Source organism: Antarcticibacterium flavum, from assembly GCF_006159205.1.
In the GTDB taxonomy this organism is placed as follows: Bacteria; Bacteroidota; Bacteroidia; order Flavobacteriales; family Flavobacteriaceae; genus Gillisia; species Gillisia flava.
Map to the genome: position 1 here is coordinate 3,016,306 of NZ_CP040812.1, position 23,506 is coordinate 3,039,811.

Genomic DNA, 23,506 nt, shown 5'->3' on the forward strand with positions numbered 1-23,506 from the left:
GTTCAGCCTATCCTAATTTCTAAATTTTGCTTCTTTTGTGGGCAAAAAATGATTTTAGAGTATAAAACGCTATAAATTAAAAACCGCCTAAAAATTATTTTTTAGGCGGCTTACTTTATTAATTTAAAAAAATCTACTCCATTGGAGAACCATGTTCTTCGATAAAACTTTCCAACTCCACAATACCCTGTTGTTGGCTGTCGATAATCATCCTTGCTTCCTCGCGAGTCATTTCATGAACGCCATACTCCAGTTCTATTAATGACAAATCTATCGCACCCTGGTGATGGGGGATCATCTTTCTGGCAAAATCATAATCTGGATCTCCTGTATATGGAATAGAAGTCATTTCTACTTCCATCTCTTCCATAGCAGCTTCCATTTCTTCTATATATTGGGTATCTGATATAGGCTCAGGCTCTCCATGTTGTTCTAGAAAGTTTTGTAGACGGTTTATACTTTCCGGGGCTGATGTAAGGGTTTGCTCGGCCATATTACGCATTTCCTCATGGTGGCCATACTCTAATTCTATTTCTGCCAAGGCTATTTCACCTCTATGGTGAGGTATCATCTTTCTGGCAAAATCATAATCTGGATCCCCTGTATATGGTATAGCATTAATTTCCTCCATCATATTCTCTATGGCCGCTTCCATTTCGGCTACATACTCTTCGTTCACCCCCTCTTCCACACAATTAAAACGTAGGTGTTCATAATCAATATTATCATTCCCGTCAAAATGGGCCTCAATATCATTTTTATTCAGAGTACCTGATAAAACTTTATGTTCCACACTATCATAATTAGCTTCCCAATCCAGCAGAGTAACTTCATAATATATATAATCCTCATTAGCACCTTCGTTGTAAGGCAAAGCAACGCACAGAGGTGATGCAAAGAAATCTCCATGGTCGTTAACACCAACAGTAGGCTCAAGATCATTATAGAGTTGTATTCCCGTATTATCTGTTCCTAGCCACACATCCAGACTATAATTGGCGGTGAAATGTCTTCCACTATCATCACAATAATTGGCGAAGAAGCAAAATTCTACAGCTTGATTAGTATCAAGCTCAAAGAACAAATAACCATATTGATTTACATCCCTGTTATCATAACACAAGACAGGTACCTCCACATATTTTTTGACGCCTGCACCTAAGTCTATAGATAATGGCAGGGGAGTATCGACAAAATTTGCAAGATCACCACCTCTTGGAGCTAACCAGATTAAATCCCCATCTGCATTATAGACAGAAAAATGATCCAGGTTGTAGGTTCCGGGATCTAATTCTAAAGCAGCATCTTCAACGGTAAAATTTTGGCCAGATGCAAGGTCTATCCTGTATGGATTATTTGAGGTTCCCACCACCTCGGTACCTCCCTGCAATAGGATTATTCTAACAAAAGCAGGATCATCATTGGAACATTCGGGTATATCTCCCAATGATTGTTTGGAAGCTGCTCTGTTTGAGACCAGATCATTTACAATAGCTTCAAATGATAGGGTGGTCTTTTTAGCCTGTGAAATTCCTTCTTCCTCCTTACTACAGGATGTGAAAATCATAGCGAATACTGCTAAAGAAGCAATACATAGTTTAAATTTCTTCATATAAATGTTTTTTGGTTAATAAATTATTGAATAAAATAATATGTAAATCCTAAAGGAGTCTACTTGGTTAATTGAAACGTTTGGGGGGATGGGTTGGGGGGATTATTTTAATAAAATTCTTACCTCCGTCAGGGAGTTGATTTTTCTGGCTACCCTAAGATAGCTAGTAGAAGAGATGATAATTACTAAAAAAATCATAAAGTCTTAATACCTAAGGATTTTACCATAATGTTGATGAACTAGCGCTATCAAAAAATGTAACTTGACTTCAAGTTTAATAAAACCAAATAATTATGAGAAATCAAGAATTAATTAGTGCGCTTTACAACTGCGCCGCTCATTGTAACCACTGTGCCGATGCATGTTTGGATGAACAAGACGTAAAAATGATGGTAAGGTGTATTCGCCTGGACAAGATTTGTGCTACCACGTGTATAGCTACAGCCGAGGCGCTGTCCGTTACTTCACAGGATGTTGCCGGATTAGTAAAATACTGCCAGGAGATTTGCAGAAAGTGCGCTGAAGAATGTGAAAAGCATGAGACAGATCACTGTAAAAAATGTGCCGAAGCATGTAGAAAATGTGAAGAGGCATGTTCAAGGTATGCTGCTTAATGGAAGTACAGCTGATAACATAAAGCCCGGGAACCCGGGCTTTATTATTCATTAATGTTGTTTCTATATGGAAGTATTCCTCTACTAAAAATTTCATATGTCAGAATATAAAAAGAATAGCCTTTCCCTTACTGGTGCCGTAGCCATGGGGACAGGAGTAATGATTGGTGCCGGGATCTTTGCACTGCTAGGTCAGGTGGCTGAACTCTCAGGAGATTATTTCGCTTATGCCTTTGTTCTGGGAGGTATTATCTCCGGTTTTAGCGCATACTCTTATATAAAAATGTCTAATGCGTATCCTTCAGCAGGAGGGATAGCTATGTACTTACAAAAGGCGTACGGCAAAGGAACTATTACGGCTGCCGCATCGTTGCTCATGGCCTTTTCCATGGTCATTAATGAAAGTCTTGTTGCCAGGACTTTTGGTAGTTATACCCTGCAGCTATTTGACGTGGGCGAAAACAGCTTTTGGGTTCCTGTATTAGGAGTTGGACTACTTATAGCTGCATTTGTTATAAATATTCTTGGGAATAAAGCAATAGGAAAAATTTCCCTCTATATGGCAGCGGTGAAAATAGGTGGTTTAGTAATTTTTGCAGCAGGAGCTTTATGGGCTTCGGGTGTCGATTTAAATGCGGCCGTACCTTCTGAAGATCCAGGTAACCAGTTTGTGGATTACATTGCAGCCCTGGCACTTTCTATTCTTGCGTATAAAGGTTTTACCACAATTACCAATAGCGGGAGTGAAATCGAAAAGCCTCACAAGAACGTGAGTAGGGCCATTGTAATTTCTTTGGCGATTTGTGTGGTGATATATTTTTTAGTAGCTCTGGCTGTAGGATCAAATCTTTCCATTCCTCAAATAATTGAAGCCAGGGATTACTCTCTTGCGGAAGCGGCACGGCCGTTATTCGGTGATTTTGGATTGTGGTTTACTGTTGGTATCGCAATTGTAGCAACCATTTCCGGGGTAATCGCGAGTATTTTTGCAGTATCCCGAATGACAGGAATGCTTACGAATATGCATTTAATACCGCATAGCCATCTAGGCATGTCTGGAACAGTACAAAGGCATATGTTGGTATATACAGTAGTAATTGCAATTATCCTTACTATTTTTTTTGACCTAAGCAGGATTGCTTCCTTGGGGGCTATATTCTACTTAGTGATGGATATAATAGTGCATTGGGGCATTTTCCGTTACTTAAAAAAGGAAATAAAGGCCAGATCATCTATTTTAATAACTGCTATAATTTTGGATGCGGTTGTGCTTGCTGCTTTTTTAACTGTAAAGGCTCAAACAGATATTTTTATAATATATGTAGCTGTACCTTCAATAATACTCATCTTTATTGCTGAATTTTTCTTCCTTAAAAGCAGCCCCAATAGTGGCAAGGAAACCACTCATAACCATCAAGGAAAAGAATAAATTAGTCGTTGAATTAAATTGGTACATTATTCTTTTACAATTTTTAATTAATTAAAAGAAAATGGAGATGATACACACCTATAAAATAACCGGCATGACCTGTAACGGCTGCCGCAGTCATGTAGAAAAAGTTTTGAATGAAGTGGATGGTGTTTCCAATGCTTCGGTAGATCTTGAAAAAGCGGAAGCTACCATTGAAATGGAACGTCATATTGAAATTAGCACATTTCAGGAGGCCTTAAAAGGTTCGAACTACAGTATTTCTGAACCTTCGGTAGCGCATAGCAAAGGAGGAAAAATGAAGCATACCTATGCCGTACACGGGATGACCTGCAACGGCTGCCGTAGTCATGTAGAAAAAGTTTTAAGTGAAGTTGAAGGGGTAACCAATGCTTCCGTAAGCCTCGAAAAAGCTGAAGCCACTATTGAAATGGAAAATCATATAAAGATTGAAAAATTTCAGGAGGCTTTAGAAAATTCCAGTTATAAAATTTCAGAACCTGCTGAAGAAGATCACAAAATAAAAACGATGATTCACACTTATACGGTTCACGGGATGACCTGTAATGGTTGTCGAAGTCATGTGGAAAAAGTTTTAAATGAAGTCAAAGGGGTAACAAAGGCATCGGTTGATCTAAATAGCGCCAAAGCTACCATTGAAATGGAACGTCATATTGAAATTAACACATTTCAGGAGGCCTTAAAAGGTTCGAACTACAGTATTTCTGAACCTTCGGAAGGGCATAGCAATGGAGGAAAAATGCAACACACCTATGCCGTTCATGGAATGACCTGCAACGGCTGCCGAACCCATGTGGAAAAAACTCTAAGTGAAGTTGAAGGGGTCACCAAAGCAACTGTAGATCTTAAGAAGGAAGAGGCAGTGATTGAAATGGAAAAACATATTCCTCTGGAAAGTCTTCAGAAAAAACTTCAAGAGGACGGAGGTACGTATTCAATTACAATGCCTGGAGAAAAACCTAAAGGGTCATCTAAAAAGAAAGCAGAAAAAACCAAGGGAGGGTCAGGAGCCTTTTACTGCCCTATGCATTGCGAAGGGGAAAAGACTTACGATAAACCAGGGGATTGTCCCGTATGTGGTATGGACCTGGTAGAAGCTCCATCTGCCACCAGAATTCCCCAAAAATTCACATGTCCTATGCATCCCGAAATTGTAGAAGATGAAATGGGCTCCTGTCCCATTTGCGGGATGGATTTGGTCCCTCTGGAGGGTGGTGTAGATGAAGAAGAAGATAAGACTTACAAAAAGCTATTGCGAAAATTTTGGGTGGCAACGGCCTTTACTGTTCCCATTCTTATCATTGCAATGTCTGAAGAAATTTTTTCAAGTAATCCGTTACTTGAAGTAATGGACTGGGAGTACTGGAACTGGGTTCAGCTGGCCTTGTCTATTCCGGTTATCTTTTATGCCACCTGGATGTTTTTTGAGCGCGCCTACAGGTCAATTAAAACCTGGAACCTTAATATGTTTACTCTTATAGGGATTGGTGTTGGAGTGGCCTGGCTTTTTAGTGTGGCAGCAATGCTTTTTCCCGATGTTTTGCCTGCGCAGTTTAAAACAGATCAGGGGACGGTTTATGTATACTATGAAGTTGCCACTATTATTCTTACGCTGGTATTGTTGGGCCAGGTCCTGGAGGCTCGAGCCCACAGCAAAACAAATTCAGCGATTAAGGAACTTTTAAAACTTGCACCCAGTAAGGCAACAAAGATCATTGATGGCAAGGAAAAGATAGTTGCCATAGACAGTATAGAAAAAGGCGATTTACTGCGGGTGAAACCGGGAGAAAAAATTCCTGTAGATGGCAGTATACAAGAAGGGGAAAGTAATATTGATGAGTCCATGATTACAGGTGAACCTATTCCCGTAGATAAAACCGTGGGGGATAAGGTGAGCTCCGGAACCATAAATGGTAATAAAACTTTTATAATGGTGGCGGAAAAAGTGGGGTCCGAGACCCTGCTCTCCCAAATAATTGAAATGGTAAAATCTGCCAGCAGGTCGAGGGCCCCAATCCAAAAATTGGCTGACAAGATCTCAGGATATTTTGTCCCGATAGTAGTTGTGGTTTCGGTTCTCACCTTTATTATCTGGGCGATCTTTGGTCCGGACCCTGCATATGTTTATGCCCTTGTAAATGCCATTGCCGTTTTAATTATCGCTTGTCCCTGCGCATTAGGTCTCGCTACTCCTATGTCTATTATGGTTGGTGTTGGTAAGGGAGCTCAAAGCGGAGTGTTGATCAAAAATGCGGAATCTCTTGAAAGATTTGATAAAATTGATATTGTAATTATTGATAAAACAGGTACCGTGACTGAAGGAAAACCTTCGGTAGAAAAAGTAGTAAGCGCTTCTTCCGGTTATTCTGAGGAAGATATTTTGGAGAAAATAGCTTCACTTAACAGCAGTAGTGAACATCCATTGGCAGAGGCAACTCTTCGTTATGCCGAAGAAAAGAATGTGCAGGTGAAACCTGTTTCTAATTTTAATTCAGTTACAGGAAAAGGTGTGATGGCCGAACTTAACGGAAGTAAACTGGCTCTTGGTAATTCTAAAATGATGGAGCAGGTAAATGCAAAAATTTCACCTGACCTGGAACAACAGGTTATAACAGAGCAGAAAAAGGGAAAAACAGTGTCTTATCTTTCGGAAGGGGGAAATGCTATTGGTTTTGTGGTGATCTATGATAAGATAAAGGAGTCAAGTAAGGAGGCAATAAAAGAACTGCATGAACTGGGATTAAAGGTGTTTATGTTAACCGGAGATAATAAAGAGACGGCCAAAGCTGTGAGTGAGACTTTAAATTTGGACGGTTTTAAGGCCCAAATGCTTCCCGAAGATAAACTTAAGGAAGTGGAACGGCTACAACAGGAAGGAAAAAAAGTTGCGATGGCCGGCGATGGAATTAATGATGCCCCCGCCCTTGCAAAAGCTGACGTTGGTATAGCTATGGGTACCGGGACCGACGTAGCCATTGAGAGTGCGGGAATAACTTTAGTAAAGGGAGATCTGTTGGGAATTGCAAAAGCCAGGAATTTAAGTTATAAGGTGATGAGGAATATAAAGCAAAATTTATTCTTTGCCTTTATTTATAACACCCTGGGAATTCCAATTGCTGCAGGTCTGCTTTACCCGTTTTTCGGAATATTGCTGTCCCCAATGATAGCAGCACTGGCTATGAGCCTTAGCTCCGTTTCAGTTATTGCTAATGCCTTGAGGTTGAGAACCGCTAAGATCTAATTGTTAGAAAAGGGAAAAGATTTGGTTTGTTAAATTTGAAATTATTATAATTGCTGCTGCATCGTTCGTTTGGATAGTGTCCACAACTTTGTTAATGCAGATTAATATTAAATGATACCAAAAATGGAAAATTCGACAGTGACATCTATAGGAGTCCTATGCGCTGTTATTGGAGCGATTATAATTGCCTTATCTGCGACCTTGGCGCAAGGGATAGTTGGAGTGGCATTAATATTCCTTTCGTGGTATTTTCTTAAGATTTCCAGAAGGAATAAAAATTTTACTCTCCCTGGTAAAAGGGCGATTTTACTAATGAAGGATTCAAAGATTTTCCAGGAAAACCTAAGCAAGGTTAACCTTACAGAAAAAGATCTTAGGATGAAAATTCAGAAACTCAATTTGCCTGCAGAGAATAAAATATTGGCAGTAGTTTGGGAACGAACAGGGGAGTTGTCAGTCCTTCATTCAGATAAAGAAACCGAAGTTGATGAACAGATCCTTGAAGGAGTAGAGCGGTAGAGAAAAGGAGGAATATCGTGGAGAAAAATAGAATTGAAGAATATATGAACTCTGTAAGAGATCTTCTTGATCTCCATTTACAAAAAGAGGATTTCCTAAAAAAGATTATCGAAGGGTACGGGAATTATAGAGTAGCAATTTATCTTGACAAGATTGGGGAATTAAATCGTATAATTGAAAAAGGGCGCATCCAATTGGATGAACTGGAACAAGAGATAAAACGGCAGAAATAAAACAAACCTGAAAGTTATGAGCAGTCACTTTGAAAGAGAAAAACTTCCCAGGTATATCTAGAGTTGAGAGGATAAAACACCGACCATATGAGGAGGACGTAATCTCTATACTAAGTATTATAAGAGAACCTGACATGTCCCGCGGGAGATTTTTAGCCACTAAGGCTTTTTGGGAGGAGAAAATTTCTTTAGCTGGGAAATACTCACCTGGTAGCTACTCTACCTATGATATCAGGAAAGGAGCGGGATATTCATTAATCTTGGTTGACGATTGGGAAGAGGAGGTTTACGTGGTAGAGAGTTCGATGGAGGGCTTAGCAGATGCTCTTGATGAACAAAGGAAGGAAGAAAGACGAATTTTTGAGAAATTAGGAATTAATTTTCCGGAGGAAATCGACGAAATATTTCATCTGAGGTTATAAAACCTTTAGCGTATTACTTTCTGTTGGACTCTTAATTTACTTTACCCCGATTTCTGAGAGCTCCTCTCAGAATGAATAGCAAAAGATATTCCCCTTGAATAGAAGAAGAATTATTCTAATAAAGGCTGTGTTTTTTAAAACTGCTAATCCTTCAGCTTATAAATAAATTTGTGTGGACGAATGGAACGATTGCCGAGAAACTCTTGGTAAGAATCCATATAATATTTCTAATTTGAAATATATCTTCTAGAAGTGCGGCTTTGGTACTAAAATTTAAACCACATCCTCCCACCCAAAACCTTCACTTTTTAGCAATCTTTGAAGGATTTTTCTCCTGCTTTCCAAGTCGGTATTCTGCTGTACCTTTTCTGAATAGTTAAAAAAAGAAGGATCAACAGAGTTTTTGATTTTAGGAAGGCTACTTGAAAATTTAGTATCCAAAGTTTGAATAAAATTAGTGAGAGCTGATCTTAAGGGCTTTAATTCCTGGTGAAGATTTTCAGCATCGTCAGACCCTAAAAGAATTGAAAAAGCTTCATCAAGCCGGGCGAGGTTGAGACTTAAACAATTTTTTGCCTTTGCCTGCGTGTAAAAATGAACAACAGGATAGGCATGATGGTTAACGGCATGCCGGTCAACCATTTCTTGCAGGGCCAGGAACTGTTGATAAGTATAAGACGAATCTAATGATAAAAAATTATGTGCTATTTCCTCTGGATTCTTACCCAAATTGTAGATGCTCTTCACCAGAGTACGTTTTGTGACTACTGCAGAAGATACGGAAATAAAATAAGTCATTGAACTCGTAAAAAACACGAAGCCAAAAAAAGCGAAGAGACTTGTAACTATTTCGAAAACCCCGGAAACAGGTTTAAAATTTCCTATCCCAAGAGTTGACAGCGTATAACCCGTGAAATATAACCTCTCCCAACCGTTGGCCACCCTTCCACTACTGTTAGTTATCATCTCTGGATTTGAAGAGTACAAAAGGAATAGCCCAAGCCAGGCTAAAATCACCCAAACAGATAAAATCATCAAATTCACAAAAAGTCCGTGGTAATTGTAGACTTTCCTACCCACCACCCTTACCGCGAACTGGATAAGCCTGTCGGAAAAAATAGAAACTCCATTAGCAATAAAACTCATTCCGCTGGCCGAGAGGGTGGTAAAAAAGAAATCATATATAACCAGAATTAAAATAATAATTCCAGCTGCTAAGTATAGGGATTCGATCATATTTTTAAACTTTTATAAAGAAGTTCTTATGCTTACGAAGTTAGGGTATTGGCAGGTGGTAGGATATTGTTTTTGTAGAAATTACTTTCGATATTTAGGGAATCGTTATAATCTGCTAGAAGGGTTTTTCAAATTATTTGTTGCAGTTCAGAAATTGCTGTTTGTGAAAAAAATCGGTTTATAAGTTGATTACTTTTTCCAGTGCGTCATCAGCATCTTGATGAATAAAGTTAGCTTGATAATTTATAGTAGTTGTAACAGAAGAATGACGATATAATTTTTGTAGCATTTGTATAGGAATTTTATCGCCTGAAATGTTTCCAAAACTATGTCGTGCAATATGCATACTCATTTTCTTGCTTATACCTAGTTTTGCTGTTACCTTTTTCAAGTGTCTGTTAAGATTCCTTGTAATAGTTTGTGTTCTAACTGAAATTTCTTGGGAATCTCTTAAATCTGTTCCTCTGAGATAGTCGAAAATCAAATCATCATCCGTTAATTTATCCTGGCGATACCTTTCCAATATTACATTAGCTTTTTCAGAAGTTTTTAGAGAAAGGAGTTTACTGTTTTTGTTCATTCTATACATTAACCTTCCATCATTAAAATCAGACCACTTCAGCTTTAAAACATCACCCACTCTTATTCCCGCAAAATAAAAACTAATTAGCCATATATGAACTGCTTTTTGTTGAGCTTCGGTTAAATCAATGGCATTTTCTAATTTCTTAATCTCATTACTATTAAACCCGATTTTTTGGCTTTCGGGTATCTTTATTTGAACTTTTCCTTTTCCAAAAGGATATCTTCCTCTATCAATTATGGATTCAGAAATAGCAAGATTGTAAATGGTGCGTATTAAAATAAGGTAATTCACAACTGTTCGTGGAGAACGTTTTTTGTCGTGAAGTAAATAGGTTTCGAATTTTTTGAGCAGGGGCGGGTTAAGCTCATTAAATGAGAGTTCATTTTTTTTAAGAAAATCTTTAAACTTTTTGAGCCTGCCGAGCTCAGTATCATATTGGTGATGTTTTTCTCTATTTTTCAAATTATCAAGGTGCATATTTGCTATGGCAAAAAAGTCTATTTTTTTTGTCTTTTTAATAGATTTTTTAATTGCTTTTACTGTTTGATAATCCTCATTGTTTTCAGCTTCGAAAACTTTTTTATTAGCCTCAGCAACTTTTGTAACTAAAAAGTTATTGATAATGCTGGCGTAAGGATGGGATTTTCTAACGCATCTATTTTTCTCATCCCAGTACTTTTCCTCTAAATACTGCCCAGTTCCAAGATAGGAGCTCTTTCTATCTTTAGTAATCCTGATTGCTATTGGATATTTGCCTTCAGGATTCTTTTTTCTGCGAAGTACTGCTTTAACTGTTGCCATAATAAATGCTTAAGTTTATAAAGATAAATAAATTAGGTACAACATAGGTACAACATTTGTTGATTTTACTTGATATTATTTGGTTCTATACTATATTAAAAAAATATAAATCATTGAAAAACAAGCGGTTTGTGGAATATTAGTCTAGTAGGGCAAAAAACTCATAACCCGAAGGTCACTGGTTCGAGTCCAGTTCCCGCTACTAAGCCCCTCAGCAATGAGGGGCTTTTTTTATGGGTATTGTCGACCGGTTGGCTCAAGTATGACACCGCGGTCACTGGATTCTCCTGTTTATTTAAAGGAGTGGTGCAAATGGAAGAGCTTAATGTAAGATTTAAAAATCTTTTACTCCAGTGGTACTGCGAGCAATGGTATTTTTAGATCATCTACCAGGTCCTTTTTCTTGTTCGATGTAAACAGGCTATAGAGGAGATTTTTTCTCTTATGACCGGCAACGACCAGATCAATATTTTTTTCATCAACGATCTTCCTTATTGATTCTGTAACCGGCCCCTCGATCAATAAACCTTCGGCGTCTACATTATATTTCTCTACGATCCCACGGGCCCATTTTTTAATAGAAGCAGCCTCTTTTTTATTTTCCTCTGCTCTTTTATCGTATACAAACTGCGGTCCCGTCTCCCGCGCAAGAAAATCATGGGGGTTTCCCTGTGAAACGTGAATTATCCAGATCCTGGCATTTGTTAGTTCGGCAATATTAACCGCGTGCTTTGTAAGTTGTTCTGCATCCCTGGGGTCATCTACTGCTACTAGTATGTTTTTCATATCCTGAAGTTTCTTGTTTCAATTTAAGCAAAATATTACATTTACTGTCATAGGCAGAAGAAGGAAACAAAATGAATCTTTCAGATTAAATCCTAATCCTGAGATTAGTCACCCATCTGCTCAGAAAAATTACATACCTTAATTGGTTCCTGTTTTTAACTCCTCATTACTTTATTACTATAAATGATTTTGAAACAATGAAAAGATCTGAAAAAGAGAAGATGCTCGCCGGCGAATTATATGATCCCCTTGATAAAGGGTTGGTTGAGGAAAGGCTTCGAACGAGGTTACTTCTTAAAGAATTAAATGATACCGGGGAGGACCAGCCACAAAAAAGAAAGGAAACGCTTATGAAATTATTGCCAGGGGCTGCTAAGGACCTGTGGTTGCAGCCACCTTTTTATTGTGATTATGGCGCTAATATCATTACTGGAGAAAAGGTGTTCTTTAATTTCAATTGTGTGGTCCTGGATGTAATGCAGGTAAAGATTGGCAGCCGAAGTATGTTTGGTCCAAATGTGCAGATCTATACAGCAACCCATCCTCTTGATCATAATGAAAGATCATCTGGGGTAGAATATGCAAAACCTATCGAGATCGGGGAAGATGTGTGGGTTGGAGGGAGTGCTGTGATTTGTCCCGGGGTGAAGATAGGAGATCGCAGCGTAATTGGAGCGGGGAGTGTTGTCACCAAAGATATCCCGGCAGATGTTTTTGCTGCCGGCAACCCCTGCCGGGTCATCAGAAAGATCAGGGAATAACCCGATTGGTTGTCGTAAAAAGCCAGGTGAAGCTCAGCTAATTACTTTCTATATTATTACCTACCCCTCATTTTTAAACCAACCGCTGTACATGATATAATTGCCGGCAGTTTTCTTCATATTTTCAACTTGTTCCGCAGTTAACTTCTTTATTTTCTTCGCGGGGATACCTGCATAAATATGTCCTGCTTCACAAATGGTATTTTCCAGGACCACTGCTCCTGCAGCGACAATGCAATTTTCCTCAACCACAGCGTTATCCATTACAATGGCGCCCATTCCAATAAGCACATTGTCTTTTACAGTACAGCCGTGGACAATGGCCCTGTGGCCTATAGATACGTTGCTTCCAATTCTTGTTGCTGCTTTTTCATAAGTGCAGTGGATCACCGCGCCGTCCTGAATATTAGTTTTGTTTCCAATCGTTATGGCATTTACATCTCCCCTTATCACGGCGGTAAACCATACAGAGCATTCCTCCCCATTACTACATCTCCCACAATTGTTGCATTTTCAGCTATAAAGCAATTTTTTCCTACTTGAGGGCTTTTATCTTTTACAGAAAGAACTAAAGGCATATTACTAAGGTTTTATGTATGGGTATAAAAATAAAAAAATACAGTTGCCTTGTGGTAAAAACAAAGGAAATAAGAGCAAAAAATCTGAAGGGGTGGTTCTCCGGGAGGTTTTCGTTAATTATTGGCTAGTTTATTCTTAAAAGAGCCGCTTTTCCCATCAAATTTTCAAATCTTTGACATACTATCCTGAAATTAATAAAAATGGAAAACTGGGTGCACGATAATATAGATATCAACCTACCCGTAAAGATTGGGTTTGATGTTCTGGAAAATGTTTTGCGGGAGAGAATGGTAGGAGAGACTTTCCAGGTGGAGAAAGAAAATGGAGATGTTACTAAATATGCCGAGGTGTTGAACGTTAGGCTTGGCAGCAGTATGGAAGAAGGTTATGACCTTAGTGTGGAACTTACCTTTAACAGCCTTATGACCCTTTATAAAAATAAAACGGCCGGGATACTCTTTCATGCGGCTATAGATTTTAATGAAGTGGACCAAAACCTGGAGGTTGGGGATTTTAAAATTAAGGGCACCAGTAATAACTGGTTGATGAATAAAACCATTGAGACCGTTGCAAACAAGATTATTTACGGGAAGCTCAAGAAGAACATGAAGGTCGATTTCAGGCCCCACCTGGAACCGCAACTTACGAAACTCAATGAAAAACTTGCGACGTCCATGCAGGCAGGGGATGGTGTATACCTCTCAGGAGAGATGGAGGAAGTGCATATCCGGGAATTTAGAACAGGGAGGGAAGCGATCTATCTGGTCTTAAAAATTCGTGGAGCGACCGGGGTGGAGATTAAGGAAATAAACTTATAATACACTAATTATTGATTAAAGCTCAATGTTATCCGGGAAAAGAGTCTGGATCCCTCTGCTTCTAGAATTTAAAATTTGGACTAAAACCTGAGTGCCTGGAAAATAGTTACTTACAGTCTGCTGCATAACTTGAAATCTCCTAAACTATTTTAGATCCAAAACCACCCCCTGGTCGAGGTTGATATGTCCTTTGACTATCTATAACAAGTGTTAATGGAAATTTCACATATTTTAATCGGACAACAATGGTAAAGATTCCCGATCTTATAGAACCTGGACCTTAAAGTTCAATGCTTAACAACATCTAAACCTTTGCTGAATAATTTTAAAATTCTAAAAATTCTTTTGATCCTAAAACCTTTCTCTGTGCAATAGGGTTTCGCCGATAAAGCATTGAAGCCCTCAGGAAAGCCGTTAAATATCTAAACCCGGCAATATTAATTAATTATTTCCCGGTACCTGGATTGATGGTCTTCTCTTTTATAAATAGGAGATGATCTAAAATAAAAAAGGGATCTGGCTTGTAAGACAGATCCCTTTTTCTCAAACAAATTACAGGGGGTTAATTTGTGTCGTCGGTATTCTCATCGTCATTCTCGGCATCAGCCATATTCTGACGTATATTCTCGAAATCGCTTTCCATACTGTCATGCTCGCTTCGCATGGTTTCGTGATCACTCATAATTTCATCATGGTCTTCTCTCATAGCTGCTATTTGTGATTCCATCTCAGCAGTAGAAAGGTTGCCAAAATTACCTCTTAGCTCTTCATGGCCCTGTAGCATTTGGTCGTGCTTGGCCATTAAAGCCTCGTGTCTCTTGATGATCACTTCATGCTCGGCAAGATCCTCAATCCAGGTTGAATCTTCAAGTTCCCTTCCCTCAAGTTGCTGGGACAGGTTTTGGTGATTATCCATCATTTGTTTATGAGTTCCCTGGAATTCACTGTGTACAGTCCTTATGCTGTCATTTTCCCTCTGTAATTCCTCAAATTCGCTAGATAGATTTTTACTATTGTCATTACAGCTGGTTAAACCTATTGCAACAACAGCCAGGATCATTAAGATATTTTTCATATTAGTTGGTTTTTAATATTAATTACCTGAAAATTACAAAATATGTTACTCTCTTCTTATAATATTGTGTTAAAGCAGAAGCTGATATTTTTTTTTGGACTCCATTTCCAGAATATTTTATAACTCATTTTGTCTTCCTTGGCAAAAAAACTTGGCGGCTATAAATTTTTTTGCGCAGCATAAAGTTTTTTTAGTTAATTTATATTTCTCCAAAAAATTGATTTAGTGCGTGTTAAATTGTAATGCTCCTGCTTTTTCACTGGCACTGCCTGCATTGAGCCTTATAACCAATTAATAACCTAAATACTTATAATTATGAGAGATTTAAAACGAGTGGTGGTTTTGTTTGTGATGTTGCTGTTGGGTTTCAGTTTTCCTGCGGCTGTACAGGCACAGTCAAGTGAAAGTAATTCAAATGTAAAGTCTGCCATCGAGGAAGTCTACAGGGATTTTGCCAAACATTTTAAGGATGGAAATGCTGCAGCCATCGTAGAGAATTATTATACAAGTGATGCAAAACTGTATCCCCCTCAGGGTGGTGTGGCCACTGGCCAGAGCGAAATCGAGGGTATGCTTGACGGGGTGATAAGCGCAGGGATCAATTTGGACCTGGAAATTAAGGAGCTGGAAGTTTTTGGAAATATGGCCTATGAATATGGAGTGGCCAATATTCTTAATGAGCAGGGAGAACAACTTGCACAAAATGAATATGTCGTGATTTGGAAAAAGGACCGGGGCACCTGGAAGATCTACAGGGATTTCATTAAAGACAGTGCGGCAAATTAATAATGATCCTCAGAATTTCCCCCGAAATAGTCCATTCCCGTGGGAAATTTATCTCAACTCCTGTTAAGTTGCAAAAATTCTATTCAGCAAATTTAAAATCTCCAGGCGTACCAATAATTGCAGAGATTCCTCCAGTTGCAAAATTATCAACATCTGCTAGTACCGCCTTACCCTCAGGTGAATTAAGTGTTTGCTGTAATGCCTCCATACTGGGAAAATAAAGCTCTGCCATCCTGTAAAATTCGATAGGACTTCCATCTGGAGAACTTTCAAATTTGGTAAGTTCCATTCTGGTGACCCCTTTCATTTTTGCAGCTAGTGCCGCGTGGGTAGAATAATAATATTCTTCAATTGCTTCAGGGTCATCTGGAAGCCCATAGATCACGGTTAATTTTACAGCCTCAGGATTGGGATTTTCCTCACGGTCCAGAAAGCTGAAAGAGATGAAGATGAAAAGGAGAAGAATAACTCCTGTCACATAAGTGTTGATCGTTTTCATAGTTACTATTTTAATGTTCGTCCTGAAAAAAGGTCCTAATGAGATCTCGTAAAAGAAGCGGGAAAAAATAATATTTCCAATTAGGAAGATTACCGGGTTGAGAATGTACAGGTTCACAGGGAGAATACATGGTGGTAAAATCCCTTATATTCCCTGCGGACTTTTCCACTGCTTATTTAATAATATTAGAAATTCTACTTTTTAATTCAAGGTGGTGTACCATGGGTCTTGATCGCGATATGCGTTAGGATCCAGAATTTAGAATCCAGGCTTGTAGGTCATAATGACTTGAAAATGAAAACTTCACCTTCAGTTGAAGATCTCAAAATTTTTGAACTCCAAACTCGCTCCTGGAAGAGCTGGGTAGCCCTCTTAATCTGGATAGAACGGGATCTGCAAAAATGGTAAATTTTGATCTAAAAGGAATGTTTAGCAAACCCTGCTTTAAGATTGATATATTTCTGCTAAGGAGTATTCATTTGCCTCTGTTTTTATAGGCTTTTCTTTAAATTAGCCACATCAAAAAATATATCAATGAATTATTTATCAAAAGTAACAGTTGCCCTGGCTTTTATGATCACGGGTATACCCGGGGTACAGGGACAGGAAGTTAGGCAAACCAACCAGGATGTTTTTAATGAATTCACCTACAGGCAGGGTAATACCTACCGGACTGCTTCAGGGAGGCCGGGACCTGACTACTGGCAAAATGCGGCCGATTATAATATAGAAGCAACACTTAACGACGAGGCTCACACCCTCACCGGGAAGATCACAGTTACCTATACAAATAACAGTCCCGAGGACCTGGAATTTATCTGGATGTACCTTGAACAAAACCGGTTTAGGGAAGATTCCCGGGGTTCTTTGACAACTCCTATACAGGGAAACCGTTATGACGGGGATGTTGATGGGGGATATACTATTAATAACCTGCAGGCTAAAGTAAAAAGGAGTACTTCCTCAAAGTACATAATAGATGATACCCGTATGCAGGTATTCTTTGAGGAGCCAATTACTGCCAATGGAGGTAAGGCCACGATCTCTATGGATTTTGAATATAAGATCCCGGTAGAAGGAATGGACCGTATGGGAAGGCTGGATGTGGGAGATGGTACCATTTACGCTATGGCCCAGTGGTTCCCGCAGGTAGCCGTTCTTGATGATGTAGTGGGCTGGAATGTTGAGCCTTACCTGGGTGCAGGCGAATTCTATTATGACTATGGCACTTTTGAATATAAGATCACCGCACCCTTTGACCATATTGTGGTTGGCTCTGGTGCTTTGCTCAATCCCCGGCAGGTGCTGTCTCCCAAGGTGCGAGAGCGAATGGAGCAGGCTTCCAGAAGTGATTCTACTGTGTACCTAATTAGGCCAGAGGAAGTAAATGATCCTTCTATTAGAGCAAAACAGGAAGGAACCCTTACCTGGCATTTTAAAATTGAGAATTCCCGGGATGTGGCTTTTGCCTCTTCAAAAGCCTTTATCTGGGACGCTGCAAAGATCGATCTTCCCAGCGGAAGAAAAGCGATGGCACAAAGTGCTTACCCTAAGGAAAGCGATGGGCAGGATGCCTGGAGCAGGTCTACAGAATATTCTAAAGCCTCTGTAGAACATTATTCTGAAAAATGGTACGAATACCCCTGGCCTGTAGCCGTGAATGTAGCTGCAGATATTGGGGGGATGGAGTATCCCGGCCTTAACTTTTGCAGCTGGCAAAGCAAAGGGGCTTCCCTGTGGGGAGTAACCGACCATGAATTTGGACATAACTGGTTCCCTATGATCGTAGGTTCCAATGAGAGGCGCTATGCCTGGATGGATGAAGGTTTCAATACCTTTATTAACCACTATAGTACCCTGGACTTCAATAATGGCGAGTATCCATCAAGACTCAACCGAATGAGGAATATGACCGGCTGGTTCTTAAATCCAAACCGTGAAGGTATAGATACGTATCCAGATGTTGCCAATTTGCAAAACCTGGGAATGATCGCTTATTATAAACCTGCAATGGGACTCTTCCTGTTAAGGGAATATATCCTTGGAGAAGAGCGGTTTGACAATGCGTTTAGATCCTATATTAAAGCCTGGGCTTTTAAGCATCCGCAACCCAATGATTTTTTCAACCATATGGAGAATGTGGCAGGCGAGAACCTGGACTGGTTCTGGAAAGGCTGGTTCTATGGTACAGGTAATATTGATATCGCTATAGATGGGGTGCAATCCTACCAGGGAAATTATGTAATAAGCCTTTCCAATCGCGGGGATATCCCTATGCCGGTGGAAATGAGAATAACATATAGTGATGGCGATACAGAAGATAAAAGGCTTCCGGTTGAAATATGGCAGCGGGGCAACAGCTGGAATTACCTGTTAAGAACAGATAAGCAGGTGCAAAGCGTGGAACTTGATCCTGAAAAGGTGCTACCCGATGTTAATTTTTCAAATGATGCCTGGCCGGGGAATTTTTACCAGGAAAGATAGGTTGGAAAATAAATTATCATTCAATAGAAAATCCCGCTCGATAGGCGGGATTTTTTATTGAATTTTAAGGCCGGGGATGTAACAAAAATCCTGCTTGCACGTCTTTTTTATAAATGAAGATCTATGAAGTTTATTCTTTCCATTTTGATTATTTCCCTGTTTCAGGTCCAGTTGATGGAAGCGCAGGAAATTTCAGCCGTTATAATAGATTCCCAAACTAAGGCACCTGTACCGTTTGCCACGGTAAAATATGCACCAGGGAAGGGCGTGGTCACGAATGAGGAAGGAAGCTTCAGCCTCTACGGAAAATTTTCAGCACAAGATACCATGGAGATCTCCTCAATGGGTTATGCCAGTCTTAGAATGGGGTTAATGGATGTAAAGGATCAAATCCCATTAAAGCCTGCCACTATAGAACTCGGGAATGTGTTCCTCACAAACAAGGACCTGAAACCGGAGGAGATCATTAAAAAGGTAAAAGAAAATGTAGCCGCAAATTATAACTTTGAACTCTCCCAAAAGAAATTCTTCTTCAGGGAATCCAATGTAAATAATGTTGGCAGGTTTGCACTCCTGGTAGATAAAAGCACATTTCCAGATCTTGACCAGGCACTAATGACCCAAATTTCCAACAGTGTACCGCGGTATTCTGATTCTTACAAAGAGGTGCTGGGAGATTTCTACGGAAATTACGATACCCAAAAGCTACAGATCCTGAAGGCAGCAAACCTTCATAACCCTCAAAGTACAGAAGGCCTTACAGAGCTGGTGGATAAGGTAGAGGATATCCTGAAAACAAATATCAAAAGCAATTCCTTCCTGAAGATCAAGACGGGCATTATTGGGGTAAAACTTGATGCTGAAGAACTTGAACTTGAATCCAGGGAAGAAAAAGAAAAGGAAAAGCAGCAGAAAGTGAAAACCCCGGAAGAACTCGAAAAAGCCTTTTTGCTGAAACAGAACAACCTTCACAAGTCGATAAACTCCAAGATAAAATCATTGCTTGGTACAGCTTTCTGGAATACCGATATGACCATGGATGTGCTGGAAAATCCCAGAAAATATAAATTCATAAAAACGGGTTTCCTCCAAATGGGTGAGGAAATGGTGTATGTGATCGATTTTGAACCAAAACGCGGAGCAGATTTTAAAGGAAAATTATATGTAAACACCGGGGATTTCGGAGTGCACAGGATGGAATATGAGAATGTAAAGTCTTTGAAAAGTTTCAGGCTTTTTGGGATAAGTACTATGAAGGATGTTTACCGCGGGAAAATGATCTTTAACAGGAATGATAAGGGAAAATATGACCCGGCATATCTGGAAGTTGAGAAAGGCGAGAGCTTTGGCTTACACAGGCCTCTAAAGATCATTGAGAAAAACAAATATGTAAAAGGACGCAGAAAGCAAAATGAACTGGACCTTAATATCAAGATCAATACAGGGCAGCTTACAAAACATCAAATGGTGATCTATGAGCAAACTTCCCTGGACCAGGCGAAGTATGAAGGGTTGGAGCCGTCAACCACTTTTGATTACGAAACTTTTAAATTGTACAATCCCGAATTCTGGAAAGGATATAATATTATAGAACCCAACGCAGCCATAAGAGCCTTTACTGTTCCTGAAAGTAAAGAAGAGATTTATTAAGGCTTAAACTTCGTGTTAGGATCCAACCTTTCAAATATACGGGCTCTCAGTTTTTCCAGTGGAAATCCAAAACCTTGCAAAAAGAGTTCAGCACTATTCTCTTATGGAAGTAGCCAGGCACAATTGTAACAGCATTTATTTCAGCTTTTCCTGCACCTGTTTCCTGAACATTCCTTTTTCCTTGATCATAGCAGTAACCGCTTCGGGCAACATCTCTTCCCATCCTGTTTTTTCTTCCTGTATCATTCCATAAACTTCCCGGGAATAAATATCAAGGATCTCAGGGTCATAATCGGTAATATCCACAACTCTTCCATTGTCTTTAAAGAATTTATAAAGCTCTTTCATTCTTGGATGCACCTTTAGATTTTCACTGGTGGTGATCTCGCCTGTTTCCTTATTTTTCAATGGGTAAAGATAGATCTTGAGGTCACGGAAGAAGAGTTTTCCAAAAGCTTCCAGAATTCCCCCGCTAAGATGCCTGTAGTATTTTTCATCAAAGATCTCTATGAAGGTATTTACCCCCATAGTGAGCCCCATTCGCTCTTTGGTGTGAGCAGAGAAATATTCCACTACTTTATAATATTCCTGGAAGTTGGAGATCATAACGGTTTGTCCAAGGGAGCCAAGTAAATCTGCCCGCGCCATAAAATCCCTTTCATCTATCTCCCCCTCAGCCCTAAGGTTGGAAAGTGTCATCTCGAATATTACAACGGTATTGTTAGGGTCTACTTTTTTCTCCTTCTGGAACATCTCCAGGGATTTCTCATACATGCTCATATTCACCCTTGTCACCGGGCGAAAACTTCCACGAAGGGTTAAGATGTTCTTTTTGTAAAGGATACTGGCAGGCAAAACCATATTTCCTTCCGGCGAAAACATTACGGCCTGGGTCATTTCATTCTTTACGAGTTGCAGGCTTATAAGCCTGTTATCGACATCTTTAAAAAGCGGACCTGAGAAATTGATGAGGTCTATCTCGATCTTATCCTTATTGATATGGTCATAAAGGCTTTTTAAAAGGGCATTTGGGTCATCATGTAAATAGAACGCCCCGTATATTAAGTTGACCCCCATAATTCCAAGGGTAATTTGTTGTAAGGCAGCGTTGGTTTCGTGAAACTGAACATGAATGATTATTTCACTGTATTCTTCCCTGGGATGGGCCTGGAATCTTATCCCTAACCAGCCATGACCCTTATATCTCTTGGCAAAATCTATGGTCGCCACTGTATTGGCATAACTAAAGAAAAGCTTATTAGGGTGCTTTTCACGGGAGATCCTTTCTTCTATAAGGGTAGTCTCATAATTAAGCATTGCCTTGAGCCTGGCCTCGGTAACATACCTTCCCTGTGGCTCCAGCCCGTAAATGGCGTCGCTAAAATCCTTGTCGTAAGCGCTTATGGTTTTAGCTATAGTTCCGGAGGCACCGCCGGCCCTGAAAAAATTTCTTACAGTTTCCTGCCCGGCGCCAATTTCAGCAAAAGTGCCATATATATTCTCGTTAAGATTTACTCTAAGAGCTTTGTTCTTAACAGATAATTCAGTTTCCAGTTCCTTATCTCCCAATAGTGATGAAGGCATAAGTATCTCGTTTTGGTTAGGAGCACTAATTTAAGAAAATTAAAGCCTATGGCGGGGAAAAGAAAGGTTAGAAGTTGGTTAAAACTGAGTATTATCATACCTGTCATCGCTTACAAAGCAAGATGGGCAGGAGATTTCACCGGCAATAAAAAAAAGGCCGAGAAGTCCCGGTCTTAATTATGTTTAAGTGAAGTACCTGTTAAAACCTGTCTACCACAACCTTATAAGTAGGGTCCTCCAGGATATTCACTTCGATAATAGCATCTGCATTGCTCAACAACCTGCGGCTATCTGCACTCAGATGCCTCAGGTGCAATGTTTTACCCTGCTTATGGTATCTTTCAGTTAATTTGTTCACGGCTTCGATGCCAGACATATCCACGATACGGCTTTCAGAAAAATCAATGATAACTTCTTCAGGGTCTCCAAGAATATCAAATTTCTCGTTGAACGCCTGTACAGATCCGAAGAAAAGTGGCCCGTAGATCTCGTAATGCTTAACACCTTCAGCATCAACACTTTTTCTTGCCCTAATCATTTTTGCATTATCCCAGGCAAATACCAGGGCAGAGATGATCACCCCAATAAGTACTGCCAGCGCAAGATTATGAAGTAAGACTGTAACCAGGGTTACCAATACCATTACCAGCACATCACTTTTTGGCATTCTGCGAAAGGTGCGTAAACTCGCCCATTCAAAGGTCCCCACAGCCACCATGATCATTACCCCCGTAAGTGCAGCCATTGGCAATAATTCAATTACATCTGCTCCAAACATAATGAATATAAGCAAACTTACAGCAGCAACGATGCCCGATAGTCTTGCCCTTGCACCCGATGAAACGTTAATAAGACTTTGTCCAAGCATTGCACAACCACCCATCCCGGAAAAGAACCCGGAAAGTACATTGGCGGTTCCCTGTGCTACACACTCCTTGTTACTGCGTCCCCGGGTTTCTGTAATCTCATCAAGAATATTTAAGGTTAACAGGCTTTCAATCAAACCAACCCCGGCCATAATAGCTGCATAAGGAAAAATAAGTGCAAGAGTTTCAAAAGTTAAAGGCACCATTGGAATGTGGAAAGGTGGAAATCCGCCGTTTATTGATGCTATGTCACCTACCGTGCGGGTATCCAGGCCAAGAAAGACCACAATCCCAAAAACCACTAAGATCGCCACAAGGGAAGAAGGAACCATCTTTGTTAATTTTGGCAGGCCCCATATGATGAACATTGTCAAAAGCACAAGCCCTAAAAGCAGGTAAAGTGAATTTCCTGTCATCCACACCAGTTCCCCGGCTTCATTGACCGTTTTGAATTGGTCCAGCTGGGACATGAAAATTATAATGGCGAGGCCATTCACAAAACCAAAGATAACTGAATGTGGTACCAGCCGTATAAGTTTACCCAGTCTCAGGACTCCTGCCAATACCTGTAGGAGCCCTGCAAGGATCACCGTTGCAAATACATATTCTACACCATGGGAAATAGAAAGGGCAACGATTACAACCGCAACAGCACCTGTGGCTCCCGAGATCATCCCCGGGCGCCCACCAAAGATAGAAGTGACAAGCCCCATCACGAAAGCGGCGTAAAGACCGGTTAGGGGAGACAGGCCGGCGATAAAGGCGAATGCCACTGCTTCAGGAATAAGGGCCAGGGCTACGGTTAGCCCGGCAAGGACTTCGGTTTTGTAATCTACTTTTTGTTTAAAATCAAAGAGGTTGAAAATCTTTTTCATGAAAAAATGCTTAGAAATTATAGGCACAG

General features: G+C 39.9%; 19 protein-coding genes and 2 pseudogenes. 12 read left to right on the top strand and 9 right to left on the bottom strand.

From position 1 onward, the window contains the following. Nucleotides 1-133 precede the first annotated feature (133 nt). Nucleotides 134-1,612, bottom strand: coding sequence for a DUF305 domain-containing protein (locus FHG64_RS13070; RefSeq protein ID WP_139066820.1), 1,479 nt, complete (start codon nt 1,610-1,612; stop codon nt 134-136). Nucleotides 1,613-1,905: 293 nt separating this feature from the next. Between FHG64_RS13070 and FHG64_RS13075 the strand changes: the two genes are divergently transcribed. The 7 genes and pseudogenes from FHG64_RS13075 (at nt 1,906) to FHG64_RS13100 (ending at nt 8,091) form a co-directional block, all read left to right on the top strand. Beyond that, complete coding sequence (locus tag FHG64_RS13075; RefSeq protein WP_139066821.1) at nt 1,906-2,226, top strand: four-helix bundle copper-binding protein; 321 nt, start codon at nt 1,906-1,908, stop codon at nt 2,224-2,226. 97 nt (nt 2,227-2,323) lie between these two features. Next, a complete protein-coding gene (locus FHG64_RS13080) occupies nt 2,324-3,655 on the top strand; it encodes an APC family permease (RefSeq protein ID WP_139066822.1) in 1,332 nt (443 codons plus the stop codon). Nucleotides 3,656-3,722: 67 nt separating this feature from the next. Beyond that, nucleotides 3,723-3,902: pseudogene (locus FHG64_RS20000) on the top strand (heavy-metal-associated domain-containing protein); the annotation flags it as partial. Between the two features lie 51 nt (nt 3,903-3,953). After that, nucleotides 3,954-6,917: a heavy metal translocating P-type ATPase gene (locus FHG64_RS13085; RefSeq protein WP_394344224.1), complete on the top strand. Its 2,964-nt coding sequence runs from the start codon at nt 3,954-3,956 to the stop codon at nt 6,915-6,917. Nucleotides 6,918-7,040: 123 nt separating this feature from the next. Beyond that, complete coding sequence (locus FHG64_RS20005) at nt 7,041-7,436, top strand: YetF domain-containing protein (protein ID WP_251805109.1); 396 nt, start codon at nt 7,041-7,043, stop codon at nt 7,434-7,436. 17 nt (nt 7,437-7,453) lie between these two features. After that, on the top strand, nt 7,454-7,669 hold the full coding sequence (locus FHG64_RS13095) for a hypothetical protein (RefSeq protein ID WP_139066825.1): 216 nt from the start codon (nt 7,454-7,456) through the stop codon (nt 7,667-7,669). A gap of 29 nt (nt 7,670-7,698) precedes the next feature. Continuing rightward, nucleotides 7,699-8,091, top strand: a complete 393-nt coding sequence (locus FHG64_RS13100; RefSeq protein ID WP_139066826.1) for a hypothetical protein — start codon at nt 7,699-7,701, stop codon at nt 8,089-8,091. A gap of 273 nt (nt 8,092-8,364) precedes the next feature. Here FHG64_RS13100 and FHG64_RS13105 read toward each other — a convergent pair whose 3' ends face one another. From FHG64_RS13105 to FHG64_RS13115, 3 genes are all read right to left on the bottom strand, one after another. Next, nucleotides 8,365-9,327 carry an ion channel gene (locus FHG64_RS13105; protein WP_139066827.1) on the bottom strand — a complete coding sequence of 321 codons (963 nt, stop codon included), beginning with the start codon at nt 9,325-9,327 and terminating at the stop codon, nt 8,365-8,367. Nucleotides 9,328-9,505: 178 nt separating this feature from the next. After that, entirely contained in the window at nt 9,506-10,714 is a 1,209-nt protein-coding gene (locus FHG64_RS13110) for a site-specific integrase (protein WP_139066828.1), read from the bottom strand. 345 nt (nt 10,715-11,059) lie between these two features. Next, entirely contained in the window at nt 11,060-11,500 is a 441-nt protein-coding gene (locus tag FHG64_RS13115; protein ID WP_139066829.1) for a universal stress protein, read from the bottom strand. A 197-nt stretch (nt 11,501-11,697) separates the two neighbouring features. On the opposite strand from FHG64_RS13115, the gene FHG64_RS13120 reads away from it, so the two are divergent. Then, complete coding sequence (locus FHG64_RS13120; protein ID WP_139066830.1) at nt 11,698-12,261, top strand: sugar O-acetyltransferase; 564 nt, start codon at nt 11,698-11,700, stop codon at nt 12,259-12,261. A gap of 60 nt (nt 12,262-12,321) precedes the next feature. Here the strand turns inward: FHG64_RS13120 and FHG64_RS13125 are convergent. After that, a pseudogene (locus FHG64_RS13125) lies at nt 12,322-12,839 on the bottom strand (gamma carbonic anhydrase family protein). A 201-nt stretch (nt 12,840-13,040) separates the two neighbouring features. Between FHG64_RS13125 and FHG64_RS13130 the strand changes: the two are divergent. After that, nucleotides 13,041-13,658 carry a DUF4403 family protein gene (locus tag FHG64_RS13130; protein ID WP_139066831.1) on the top strand — a complete coding sequence of 206 codons (618 nt, stop codon included), beginning with the start codon at nt 13,041-13,043 and terminating at the stop codon, nt 13,656-13,658. A 562-nt stretch (nt 13,659-14,220) separates the two neighbouring features. Here FHG64_RS13130 and FHG64_RS13135 read toward each other — a convergent pair. Next, nucleotides 14,221-14,733: a hypothetical protein gene (locus tag FHG64_RS13135; protein ID WP_139066832.1), complete on the bottom strand. Its 513-nt coding sequence runs from the start codon at nt 14,731-14,733 to the stop codon at nt 14,221-14,223. 315 nt (nt 14,734-15,048) lie between these two features. On the opposite strand from FHG64_RS13135, the gene FHG64_RS13140 reads away from it, so the two are divergent. Beyond that, complete coding sequence (locus FHG64_RS13140) at nt 15,049-15,519, top strand: nuclear transport factor 2 family protein (protein ID WP_139066833.1); 471 nt, start codon at nt 15,049-15,051, stop codon at nt 15,517-15,519. 79 nt (nt 15,520-15,598) lie between these two features. Here the strand turns inward: FHG64_RS13140 and FHG64_RS13145 are convergent, their stop codons facing one another. Then, the gene (locus FHG64_RS13145) at nt 15,599-16,018 is read right to left on the bottom strand and encodes an EthD family reductase (RefSeq protein WP_139066834.1); all 420 of its coding nucleotides are present in this window, start codon (nt 16,016-16,018) and stop codon (nt 15,599-15,601) included. 534 nt (nt 16,019-16,552) lie between these two features. Between FHG64_RS13145 and FHG64_RS13150 the strand changes: the two genes are divergently transcribed. Next, nucleotides 16,553-18,502 carry a M1 family metallopeptidase gene (locus FHG64_RS13150; protein ID WP_139066835.1) on the top strand — a complete coding sequence of 650 codons (1,950 nt, stop codon included), beginning with the start codon at nt 16,553-16,555 and terminating at the stop codon, nt 18,500-18,502. Between the two features lie 123 nt (nt 18,503-18,625). Beyond that, nucleotides 18,626-20,152, top strand: coding sequence for a carboxypeptidase-like regulatory domain-containing protein (locus FHG64_RS13155; protein ID WP_139066836.1), 1,527 nt, complete (start codon nt 18,626-18,628; stop codon nt 20,150-20,152). 135 nt (nt 20,153-20,287) lie between these two features. Here FHG64_RS13155 and FHG64_RS13160 read toward each other — a convergent pair whose 3' ends face one another. Both FHG64_RS13160 and FHG64_RS13165 read right to left on the bottom strand, forming a co-directional pair. Then, complete coding sequence (locus tag FHG64_RS13160; protein ID WP_139066837.1) at nt 20,288-21,736, bottom strand: TonB-dependent receptor; 1,449 nt, start codon at nt 21,734-21,736, stop codon at nt 20,288-20,290. A 199-nt stretch (nt 21,737-21,935) separates the two neighbouring features. After that, on the bottom strand, nt 21,936-23,477 hold the full coding sequence (locus tag FHG64_RS13165) for a SulP family inorganic anion transporter (RefSeq protein WP_139066838.1): 1,542 nt from the start codon (nt 23,475-23,477) through the stop codon (nt 21,936-21,938). Between the last annotated feature and the right edge of the window lie 29 nt (nt 23,478-23,506).